7 protein-coding genes, 1 tRNA gene and 1 pseudogene are annotated in these 10,684 nt (G+C 62.8%); 7 read left to right on the forward strand and 2 right to left on the reverse strand.

The annotated features are described in order from the left end of the window. Positions 1-18: 18 nt before the first annotated feature. The 6 genes from glgX (at position 19) to X728_RS138455 (ending at position 9,611) form a co-directional block, all read left to right on the forward strand. Positions 19-2,019, forward strand: a complete 2,001-nt coding sequence (gene glgX, locus X728_RS138480; protein ID WP_023833073.1) for a glycogen debranching protein GlgX — start codon at positions 19-21, stop codon at positions 2,017-2,019. After that, entirely contained in the window at positions 2,019-3,668 is a 1,650-nt protein-coding gene (locus X728_RS138475; RefSeq protein ID WP_023833074.1) for an alpha-glucosidase family protein, read from the forward strand. Before glgX ends, X728_RS138475 begins: the two co-directional genes overlap by 1 nt. 448 nt (positions 3,669-4,116) lie before the next feature. Beyond that, positions 4,117-5,709, forward strand: a complete 1,593-nt coding sequence (locus tag X728_RS138470; RefSeq protein ID WP_023833075.1) for a peptide ABC transporter substrate-binding protein — start codon at positions 4,117-4,119, stop codon at positions 5,707-5,709. 174 nt (positions 5,710-5,883) lie between these two features. Continuing rightward, on the forward strand, positions 5,884-6,807 hold the full coding sequence (locus X728_RS138465) for an ABC transporter permease subunit (RefSeq protein WP_023684574.1): 924 nt from the start codon (positions 5,884-5,886) through the stop codon (positions 6,805-6,807). 9 nt (positions 6,808-6,816) lie between these two features. Next, positions 6,817-7,944, forward strand: a complete 1,128-nt coding sequence (locus X728_RS138460; protein ID WP_023670736.1) for an ABC transporter permease subunit — start codon at positions 6,817-6,819, stop codon at positions 7,942-7,944. A gap of 47 nt (positions 7,945-7,991) precedes the next feature. Further along, positions 7,992-9,611 (forward strand): ABC transporter ATP-binding protein, encoded by a 1,620-nt coding sequence (locus tag X728_RS138455; protein WP_023833076.1) that lies wholly within the window; start codon positions 7,992-7,994, stop codon positions 9,609-9,611. A 41-nt stretch (positions 9,612-9,652) separates the two neighbouring features. On the opposite strand, the gene X728_RS138450 is transcribed toward X728_RS138455, so the two are convergent. Further along, the gene (locus X728_RS138450) at positions 9,653-9,991 is read right to left on the reverse strand and encodes a hypothetical protein (RefSeq protein ID WP_023833077.1); all 339 of its coding nucleotides are present in this window, start codon (positions 9,989-9,991) and stop codon (positions 9,653-9,655) included. Positions 9,992-10,160: 169 nt separating this feature from the next. Next, positions 10,161-10,237 (reverse strand) — tRNA-Pro (locus X728_RS138445). A gap of 200 nt (positions 10,238-10,437) precedes the next feature. Between X728_RS138445 and X728_RS0136365 the strand changes: the two are divergent. Next, a pseudogene (locus X728_RS0136365) lies at positions 10,438-10,684 on the forward strand (phosphomannomutase/phosphoglucomutase); the annotation flags it as partial.

The following is a 10,684-nucleotide window of genomic DNA, read 5'->3' on the forward strand; positions in this document are numbered from 1 at the left end:
AGGGTGGAGGATGCGCCGATGACCCAACTCGGCGCAACGGTCACTCCCGAAGGCATCCGTTTTGCCGCCTGGTCGTCCTCGGCGCGGCGGCTCTGGGTGTCGATCTTCGACGTCACCGGCGCCCGTGAAATCGACCGGCTCGAACTCCAGCCGGAAGGCGAGGGCGTCTATGCGCTGTTCGTCGCCGGCCTCGCTGCCGGCACCTGCTACGGCTTGCGCGCCGATGGCGACTATGCGCCCGAACGAGGCCTGTGGTTCGATCCCGACAAGCTGCTGACCGATCCCTACGCCGTCGAAATCGACCGACCGTACCAGTATCACTGGCGGCTCACCGCCAAACGCAACGAAGGCGCCGACACCGCCCCGCTCATGCCGAAGGCGGTCGTAGTTGCGCTGCCGGAACCGGTGGCCCTGTTGCCGCCGGTCTTCAAGCCAGGCGGCCTGATCTACGAGCTCAATGTCCGGTCTTTTACGAAGCAGCATCCGGACGTGCCCGAAGCGCAGCGCGGCACCATTGCGGCACTTGCGCATCCGGCCATCCTCGAACACCTCAGAAAGATCGGCGTCTCCGCCGTTGAGCTAATGCCCGTGACGGCATGGATCGATGAGCGTCATCTGCCGCCGCTCGGCCTCAGCAACGCCTGGGGCTACAACCCCGTCACCTTCATGGCGCTCGATCCGCGGCTGGCGCCCGGCGGTATCGCCGAATTGCGCGATACGGTGGCGGCGCTGCACAAGGCCGGCATTGGCACCATCCTCGATCTCGTCTTCAATCATACCGGCGAAAGTGACCGGCTCGGGCCGACGCTGTCGCTGCGCGGCCTCGACAATCAAGCCTACTACCGCAGCGAGCCGGACGGCAGGTTGGCCAACGATACCGGCACCGGCAATACCATTGCCTGCGACCATCCGGTCGTTCGCGACATGGTACTCGACACGCTGCGCCATTTCGTCCGCCATGCCGGCGTCGACGGTTTCCGCTTCGACCTGGCGCCGGTCCTCGGTCGCGTCGATGGCGCATTCGATCCGGCAGCCCCGTTGCTCGAAACCATCGCAACCGATCCCATCCTTGCCGACAGGGTGCTGATCGCCGAGCCCTGGGACATCGGCCCGAATGGCTATCAGCTCGGCAATTTCCGGCCGCCTTACCTCGAATGGAACGACCGCTACCGCGACGACGTCAGGCGCTTCTGGCGCGGCGATGCCGGCACGGTCGGTGCGCTGGCGACAAGGCTCGCCGGCTCCTCCGATGTGTTCGGCAGGGAGGGCCAATCCGCCAGCCGCACGGTCAACTACATCGCCGCACACGATGGCATGACGCTGGCCGATATCGTCGCCTATGAAGCCAAACACAACCAGGCCAATGGCGAGAAGAACCGCGACGGCCACAATGAGAACCTGTCCTGGAACAACGGCGTCGAGGGCGAAACCTCGGACAAGGCGATTGCCGAGGCCCGTTCCCATGATCGCTTCGCGCTGCTCGCCACTCTGTTTGCCTCGCGCGGCACCATCATGCTGACGGCGGGCGATGAATTCGGCCGCACACAAGGGGGCAACAACAACGCCTATGCGCAGGACAACGCCATCACCTGGCTCGACTGGGCCGGGCGCGACGTCGGGCTGGAAGCCCGTGTGTCGGCGCTCGCAGCTCTGCGCGGCGCGGTGCCGGCGCTTTCCGATACGCGCTTCCTGACCGGAGAGCCGCCGGACGGTTCTGATGTGCCCGACGTCGCGTGGCTGACCGAGACCGGCGCGCCACTCGGCGAAGCCGACTGGAACGATGGCTCGCGCCATCGCCTCGTCATGCTGCTCGGCGATGGCGGGGAAGGCCGCCTGGCTGTGATCGTCAATGGCGATCGCCGCCAATGCGTCTTCACGCTGCCCGCGCGGCAAGGGTTTGAATGGCAGCCGGCTGTTGAAGCGCAAGCGGTCGACCTCGCGTGGCCGCTGCCCGGCCGCAGTGTCAGTTTCATGATCGAGCGCCGGACCGCAAAGGCCCGCGCCAGGAAGGGTCCGTGATGGCCGACGACAATGCCCAGCCGGGAGCCGAACAGCGCGCCGACTGGTGGCGCGGCTGCGTCATCTACCAGATCTATCCTCGCTCCTTCCAGGACACCACCGGCGACGGCAGCGGCGACCTCTCAGGCATCACCTCACGGCTGGCGCACGTCGCCTCGCTCGGCGTCGACGCCGTCTGGCTGTCGCCCTTCTTCAAGTCGCCAATGGCCGATATGGGCTACGACGTCTCCGACTATCAGGCGGTCGATCCGATGTTCGGCACGCTCGACGACTTCGACGCGCTGGTTGCCGAGGCGCACAGGCTCGGCCTGAAGGTGATCATCGATCAGGTGTTGTCGCACTCCTCCGACAAGCACGAATGGTTTGTAGAGAGCCGTGCCAGCAAGGATAATCCCAAGGCCGACTGGTATGTCTGGGCCGACACCAGGCCGGACGGCAACGCGCCCAACAACTGGCTGTCGGTTTTCGGCGGCCCGGCCTGGGAATGGGACGCCACCCGCCGGCAATACTACATGCACAATTTCCTCGCCTCGCAGCCAGACCTCAACTTCCACAATCCTGAGGTTCAGGACGCGTTGCTGGAGACGGTGCGGTTCTGGCTCGAGCGCGGCGTCGACGGCTTCCGCCTGGATACGGTCAACTACTATGTCCATGACCGCTGGCTGCGCAGCAATCCGCCGCTGGCGTCGAGCGTCGCCGGCACCAATGGCGAAACCAACACCTATCTCTTCCAGGAGCACTTGTTCGACAAGACGCAACCGGAAAACCTCGGTTTCCTCAGGCGCTTCCGCGCTTTGCTCGACGAATATGACGGCCGCGCCAGTGTCGGCGAGGTCGGCGACGAAGGCCGCTCGCTGCAGACGCTGGCCGCCTACACATCCGGCGGCGACAAGCTCAACATGTGCTACACCTTCGACCTGCTCGGCCCGCAATTCTCAGCCGCCCATGTGCGCGGCTGTGTCGAGGCCTTCGAGGCAGCTGTCGCCGACGGCTGGGTCTGCTGGGCGTTCTCCAACCACGATGTCGTGCGCCATGTCAGCCGCTGGACGCGGCCGGAGGGCGATCCAGATGCGGTGGCGACATTCGCTATCGCTTTGCTCTCCTGCCTGCGCGGCTCGATCTGTCTCTACCAAGGCGAAGAGCTTGGGCTGGAGGAGGCGGAACTGACCTTTGAGGATCTGCGCGATCCCGTCGGCATCCGTTTCTGGCCGGGGGTCAAGGGCAGGGACGGCTGCCGCACACCGATGGTGTGGGAGGCGGGCGCCGACAATGCCGGTTTTTCTTCGGGAAAACCCTGGCTGCCGGTGCCGGAAAGCCACCGCGCTCGGGCGGTCGATATCCAGAACGCCGACGACAAGTCCGTGCTCGCCGGCTACCGGACGATGCTTGCCTTGCGCAAGGCGCATCTGGCGCTGGTCAAGGGCCCGATCCGCTTTCTCGATACCGACGGCGATGTCCTTGCCTTCATCCGGCAGGGCGAGGACGAGATATTGCTCTGCGTCTTCAATTTCGCCGACAAGCCGGCCGACTGGCGGCTGCCGCCGGATCTCCAGCTTGTCGAGGCGATCGCTCTGGGTGGCGGTGCCGTCCTGCAGGAGGAGGGGCTGTTGCTGCCGGCCCTGGGCTGGTTTGTCGGCAAGGTAGGCTGATCTTTCAGGGACGCCGTCCGGCGTCAACAAAGATCGTGTCCGCATGCAACCATGCCGAGTGATCCGCGCAACGTCACCGGCGCCACATTTTTCATTTTCGGGCTTCTTCGGTACTTTCGTCGAGCTTGGCCACGAACGGCATTCCTGGAATTTTTCCAGATGGTTGCGCTAATGACAACTGCTGAGGGCAAAACCAAAATTACAGGACAACCACAAGCTGCACCCAATTGGATCTTGTAATATAGATTAGCTATGGCTGGTTTAAGGTGAGGATGCTCACTTAGCGTCAAGCAAGACTCGGTTGAAATAATATTTCCGTCTGTCTAGTCTCCTGCCACCAGCTGCCGGAACGGGAACCGGCGGCGCGCTCGAAGGGGCCAGAAATCGGTTCCGGGGCGTCAACACTCGTAAGGCGCAGCCGATGGGCAGCGCCACAGGGAGAGACTTCATGCTGAAAAATATGCTGAAGGCGACGCTTGTCGCCGCGACCATGACCTTTGCCGCAGGCACGTTCCTGACGCCGGCCCTTGCCGAGACCGTCTATAACAGAGGCAGCGCCGCCGAAGCGGAGACGGTCGATCCGCACAAGACCTCGACCGTCTACGAAGCCGATATCATACGCGACCTGTTCCAGGGACTGGTCATGCACGATCAGAAGACGAACCTCATCCCGGGCGCCGCCGAAAGCTGGACGGTATCTGATGACGGCACCGTCTACACCTTCAAGCTGCGCAAGGACGGCTTGTGGTCGGATGGCAGCCCGGTGACGGCGGACGACTTCGTCTATTCCTTCCGTAGGCTGGAGGATCCGGCGACCGCCGCCGAATACGCTTCCATGCTCTATCCCGTGAAGAACGCCGAGGAAGTCAACACCAAGAAAGGCAAGCCCGAGGACATGGGCGTCAAGGCGATCGACGCCAACACCCTGGAAGTGACGCTGAAGGCGCCGACGCCATACTTCCTGGAGATGCTGACCCACCAGGCTACCTACCCGGTCAACAAGGCCTCGATCGACAAGCTCGGCGCCGACTGGATCAAGGCGGGCAATCTCGTTTCGAACGGCGCCTATACATTGGCCGAGTGGATTCCCAACGACCACATGAAGCTGGTCAAGAATCCGAAATTCTGGGATGCCGCGACCGTCAAGATGGACGTCGTCAACTACATCCCGACCGAAGACCGCTCTTCGGCGATGAAGCGCTTCGAGGCAGGCGAACTCGACAGCTACGGCGACCTGCCGACCGAACAGCTCGCTGACCTCAAGACCAAGTTCGGCGATCAGGTCCGCGTCGGACCGTATCTCGGCACCTATTATTACGCGATCAAGACCGACAAGGCGCCCTGGGACAATGTCGAGCTGCGCAACGCCATCTCGATGGCTATCGACCGCGACTTCCTGGCCGAAAAGGTCTGGCAGAATTCCATGCTGCCTGGCTATTCGATGGTGCCTCCGGGCATCGCCGGCTACACGCCGGCAATGGCCAAATACGCCGACATGCCGCAGATCGACCGCGAGGACGCCGCCAAGAAGATCCTTGAGAAACTCGGCTATACGCCCGAGCATCCGCTGAAGATGGAGATCCGCTACAACACCTCGGAAAACCACAAGAACACCGCGGTTTCCATCCAGGAACAGTTGAAGCCGCTTGGCGTCGAGATCACGCTGCTCAACACCGATACCAAGACCCACTATTCCTTCCTCGAGCAGAAGGGCAACTACGACGTGGCGCGTGCCGCCTGGATCGCCGACTACAAGGATCCCGAGACCTTCCTCGGCATCACCCGCAAGGCCAGCGGCAACAACTATTCGAACTACGTCAGCCCGGCATATGAGGCGGCCATGGACAAGGCCGCGGCTGCCGGCGGCAAGCCGGAAGAGCGCATGAAGGACCTCACTGAGGCCGAGCGCATCCTTGTCGATGACGTCGGCAACATTCCGCTTCTCTACTACAGCTTCCACGATATCGTTTCCTCGAAGCTGCATGGCTTCGATGACAATGTGATGGACATCCATCCGTCCCGCTTCGTCTCCAAGGACTGATAATCATCCTTGACTGGACCGCCGCGCCCCATTTGGGCGCGGCGGACTGGTCGGTCATCGCACCGGTCCGAAAGTCGTGGTCGATTTTCGGCAAGCCCGGTGCGAAGATTTGGCGCCGGAGCGTGGCAATGCGTCCGCATGGACGTATGTCGCTCTGGCCGAAGCGGGGCGCCGATGCTGCGATACATCTTACGGCGGCTTCTGACCGCCATTCCGACGCTGTTCGTCATCGTGACCATGGCGTTCTTCCTGATACGCGTCGCACCGGGCGGCCCCTTCAATCAGGAGCGGGGCCTCAGTCCCGAGATCAGGGCCAATCTGGAAGCACAGTTCGGCCTCGACGATCCGCTCTGGCTGCAATATGCCCACTATCTCGGCAATCTCCTGCGCGGCAATTTCGGGCCGAGCTACAATTTGCCTGACTTCACCGTCACCGAACTGTTTGCCAAGGGCCTGCCGATATCGGTCCAGCTCGGCACCTCGGCGCTGATCCTGGCGCTGCTGCTTGGTTCGGTGCTCGGCACCATCGCCGCGCTCAACCAGAACAAGCTTGGCGACTATACGGTGATTGCGCTGGCGACCGCCGGCAGCACTATCCCCACCTTCGTCATCGCTCCTGTGATTCAGCTGGTGTTCGGATTGACCTGGAAGCTGTTGCCGATCGGCGGCTGGGGTGATGGCGCATTGATCAACAAGATCGGCCCGGTGCTGACGCTGGCCTTGCCGCAGATCGCCATCGTTGCCCGCCTGATGCGCGGGTCGATGATCGAGAGCTTGCGTTCGCATCATATCCGAACGGCGCGTGCGCTCGGCCTCTCCGACTGGTCGGTGGTGGTCAAGCACGCGCTGCGCGGCGCCATCCTGCCGATCGTTTCCTTCACCGGTCCGGCAGCCGCGGCGCTGCTCACCGGTTCGGTCATCGTCGAGACCATCTTCTCCATTCCCGGTGTCGGCCGCTATTTCGTCGATGCCGCGCTCAACCGCGACTACACGCTGGTGATGGGGACCGTGGTGGTGATCGCGCTCTTCACCATCGTCTTCAACCTGATCGTCGACGTCATGTACGCGGTCGTCGACCCGAGGGTACGCTATGACTGAGGGTACGCTATGACTGACATCACAGCCGCCGCCGCTCCGCCGGCCGTCGTCGGCCGCTCGCTCTGGGGCGACGCATGGGCGCGCCTCAAAGCCAACCGCGCCGCCATGTTCAGCCTCTATTACCTGGCCTTTATTGGCGTCATCAGCATCTTCGGCCCCTGGTTCGTGCCGCATCAGTACACCACCATCTATGCCGACTATGTGCGCACGCCGCCAAGCTTTTCAGCCTATCCGAAGCCCGACATGATCGAGACGGCGCTCAAGGATGCCATCAAGCGCATGCGCGTCGACATCAAGGAGTGGAAACTGGACGGCAGTCGCGTCACCGTCACCGTCACCTCGACCAAACCGATCGACGACCGCAACATCCGCTATCTCGACCGCTCCGATGCCTTCGACGATACCAAGATAGAGAGCAAATCGGCCGACGGGCTCGAATTGACTATGACTGCGTCGGTCAAACAGCAGTACTTCCTGTTCGGCACCGACAACACCGGTCGCGATCTTCTCTCGCGAACGCTGATGGCAGGGCGCATCTCGCTGGCCATCGGCCTGCTTGCCGGCATTGTCGCCGTGGTCATCGGCGTCCTCTACGGGGCGGCGGCAGGCTTTTCCGGCGGCAAGATCGACGAGGTGATGATGCGCATCGTCGACGTGCTCTATTCCTTGCCCTTCATTTTCTTCGTCATCATGCTGGTGGTGTTCTTCGGCCGCAACTTCGTGCTGATGTTCCTGGCGGTGGGAGCGGTGCTGTGGCTCGACATGGCGCGCATCGTGCGCGGCCAGGCGCTGTCGATCCGGCGGCAGGAGTATGTCCAGGCGGCCGAAGCCATGGGCGTCGGCCAGCGCGGCATACTGCTGCGCCATGTCATCCCCAATCTGCTCGGACCAGTGGTGATCTACATGACGCTGCTGGTGCCGCAGGTCATCATCCTGGAAAGCTTCCTGTCCTTCCTCGGCCTTGGCGTGCAGGAGCCGATGACCAGCTGGGGCGTGCTCATCTCGGTCGGCGCCAAGAACATCGGCACCGCCAACTGGCTGCTTTTGTTCCCCGCCTTCTTCCTCGTGTCGACGCTGTTTGCGCTGAACTTCGTCGGCGACGGCCTGCGCGACGCGCTCGATCCAAGAGACCGATGAAGATGGGACGGATAAAGATGGGGACCGATAAGATGGGGACCGTTGCGATGGAAGCGCCCGAAACGATCCTCAGCGTCAAGGACCTTCGCGTCCGCTTCCGCACGCTCGACGGCGCGGTCGAAGCGGTCAAGGGCATCAACATCCACGTCAAGGCAGGTGAAACCGTTGCCGTGGTCGGCGAATCCGGATCCGGCAAGAGCCAGACCATGATGGCGGCGATGAGCCTGCTGGCGTCCAATGGCGAGGCGACGGGTCACGTCGACTATCGCGGCCGCAATCTTCTGACCATGACCAAGAGCGACCTCAACAAGGTGCGCGGCGCCAAGATCAGCATGATCTTCCAGGAGCCGATGACCTCGCTCGATCCACTCTATTCGATCGGCAACCAGCTTATCGAACCGATCCGCAAGCACCGCGGGCTGAACGCAGCCGAGGCACGGAACGAGGCGCTCAAGTTGCTCAGGCTGGTGCATATCCCCGATCCCGAGCGGCGGATGAAATCCTATCCGCACGAAATGTCGGGTGGCCAGCGCCAGCGCGTCATGATCGCCATGGCATTGGCCAACGACCCCGACATCCTGATCGCCGACGAGCCGACGACGGCGCTCGACGTCACCATCCAGGCGCAGATCCTGGTGCTGCTCGCCGAATTGCAGCGCAAGCTCGGCATGGCCATCGTCTTCATCACCCACGATCTCGGCATCGTCCGGCGCTTTGCCGACCGCGTCTATGTCATGCGCTATGGCGAGGTGGTCGAGGAAGGCGAGGCGGAAGCACTTTTCGCCAACCCGCAGCATGCCTATACCAAAATGCTGCTGGCCGCCGAACCGACCGGCACCAAGGCGGCGCCGCCGCCCAGCGCTCCGGTGCTGCTGGAGGGCCGCAATGTCGAAGTGACCTTCAAGATCGGCGGCGGCTTCCTTGCCGGCGAACCGCTGCTGCTACGCGCCGTCGATCACATTTCGATCCGGCTGAAGCGCAACCAGACCATCGGTATCGTCGGCGAGTCCGGTTCGGGAAAATCGACGCTCGGCCGCGCACTTCTGCGCCTGTTGCCCAGCGACGGTGTCATCCGCTTCGGCGACCGCGACATCTCCACCGCCGACCGCCAGGCGATGCGGCCGCTGCGGCGCGAGATGCAACTCGTCTTCCAGGATCCGTTCGGCTCGCTGTCGCCGCGCATGACCGTCGGCCAGATCATCACCGAAGGGCTTCTGGTGCATGAGCCGAACCTGTCAGGCAAGCAACGCGATCAGCGCGCCGTCGAGGCCTTGCTCGAGGTCGGCCTCGATCCCAACGCACGCAACCGCTACCCGCACGAATTCTCCGGCGGCCAACGCCAGCGCATCGCCATCGCGCGTGCCGTGATCCTGAAGCCCAAACTGGTGGTGCTGGACGAGCCGACTTCGGCGCTCGACCGCTCGGTGCAGAAGCAGATCGTCGAATTGCTGCGCAAGCTGCAGGCCGACCACGAACTATCCTACCTCTTCATCAGCCACGATCTCTCCGTGGTGCGCGCCATGGCCGACTACATCATCGTCATGAGGCAGGGCAAGATCGTCGAGGAAGGCCCGACCGAACAGATATTCAGCAACCCGCAGGCCGACTACACCCAGACGCTGATGGCTGCGGCGATCGATGTCACGCGCTTCCGGCTGAGTGCTTAAGGCGTGACGTTGAGCAGATAGTCAGGGTAGGGCCAGTTCGCTTAGCCCGCTGACCTGGGACATCTGTTGGCTCTTGTCGCGACAATGGCCTCTTGCCGCTGCTTCAGCAGTTCGATTCTGGCCGTCTCACGGTTGGCCACTGCGCTCTTCACGCGCCTGCCGCCGAGCAGCCAGTTGGGAACGCTGGTGTTGGTGACCCTGCCGCGGGTGATGGCGGTTTGCGAGATGTCGCGCGCGGTATCGCCTACCGCGTTGTTGAGCTCGGCGCATGTCATGCTGTCGTATTTCGCCGGGTTCACCGCGCTGCCCAGCGATGAGCAGCCTGCCGCCAAGGACAAAGCGAGCAGCGCTGACAGCCGGCTTGAAATCAACAAATTCATCTTCCGCAAACCTCGTTCCGGCCGCTGTCTCGGCGGCATTCCTATTATCGAGGTAGCGCGGAAGGTTGTCGCGTCAAAACACCATGCTGACAGCGAACGCCGACGCGGCCGGTTTGCATCAAGCTATCTTGTGGGTCGGGAGAACAAACACCTAAGTGTCTGTTTTTTCTGGTCGGAGTGGCAGGATTTGAACCTGCGACCCCCTCGTCCCGAACGAGGTGCGCTACCAGGCTGCGCTACACTCCGTGACCAGACCGCGGGCTTATAGCCGCCGCATACCGTTCCTGCAAGCGGCAATGGCAGCGCTTCTGTCGCATTTCGTTGGCTTTCGTTGGGCATTGCCGCAAAGCTTGGCTTTCCCTCCCGGGATAAACCCGGCTTAAAGCCTTATGTGCTAAGTCGCAGCCTCGATAGATCGTGTTTTCGCCATCTGGAGCTTTGCTGCCTTGCCCCTGAAAGTCGTAGGCGACGCCCGGCCCAACAGCTTCGAATTCGAAACCGAAGCGCTGATCAAGGCGTCCGGCTTTCGCGAATACGACGCGCGCTGGTGGTTTGGCCATGCCGGCTCCACCCAACCGCCGGAGCTGAACCTGATCGGCGTCCAGGCGCTGGGCATGGGCCTGGGCACCTTGATCCGCCGTCTTGGCGCCGGGCCCGACATCGTCACCGGGCATGATTTCCGTTCCTATTCGC

It is taken from the genome of Mesorhizobium sp. L103C119B0 (genome assembly GCF_000502235.1).
Taxonomy (GTDB): domain Bacteria; phylum Pseudomonadota; class Alphaproteobacteria; order Rhizobiales; family Rhizobiaceae; genus Mesorhizobium.

Coding starts and splice junctions, on each gene's coding strand:
- glgX (WP_023833073.1), top strand. CDS start 19: ATGACCCAACTCGGCGCAACGGTCACTCCCGAAGGCATCCGTTTTGCC.
- X728_RS138475 (WP_023833074.1), top strand. CDS start 2,019: ATGGCCGACGACAATGCCCAGCCGGGAGCCGAACAGCGCGCCGACTGG.
- X728_RS138470 (WP_023833075.1), top strand. CDS start 4,117: ATGCTGAAAAATATGCTGAAGGCGACGCTTGTCGCCGCGACCATGACC.
- X728_RS138465 (WP_023684574.1), top strand. CDS start 5,884: ATGCTGCGATACATCTTACGGCGGCTTCTGACCGCCATTCCGACGCTG.
- X728_RS138460 (WP_023670736.1), top strand. CDS start 6,817: ATGACTGACATCACAGCCGCCGCCGCTCCGCCGGCCGTCGTCGGCCGC.
- X728_RS138455 (WP_023833076.1), top strand. CDS start 7,992: ATGGAAGCGCCCGAAACGATCCTCAGCGTCAAGGACCTTCGCGTCCGC.
- X728_RS138450 (WP_023833077.1), bottom strand. CDS start 9,991: ATGAATTTGTTGATTTCAAGCCGGCTGTCAGCGCTGCTCGCTTTGTCC.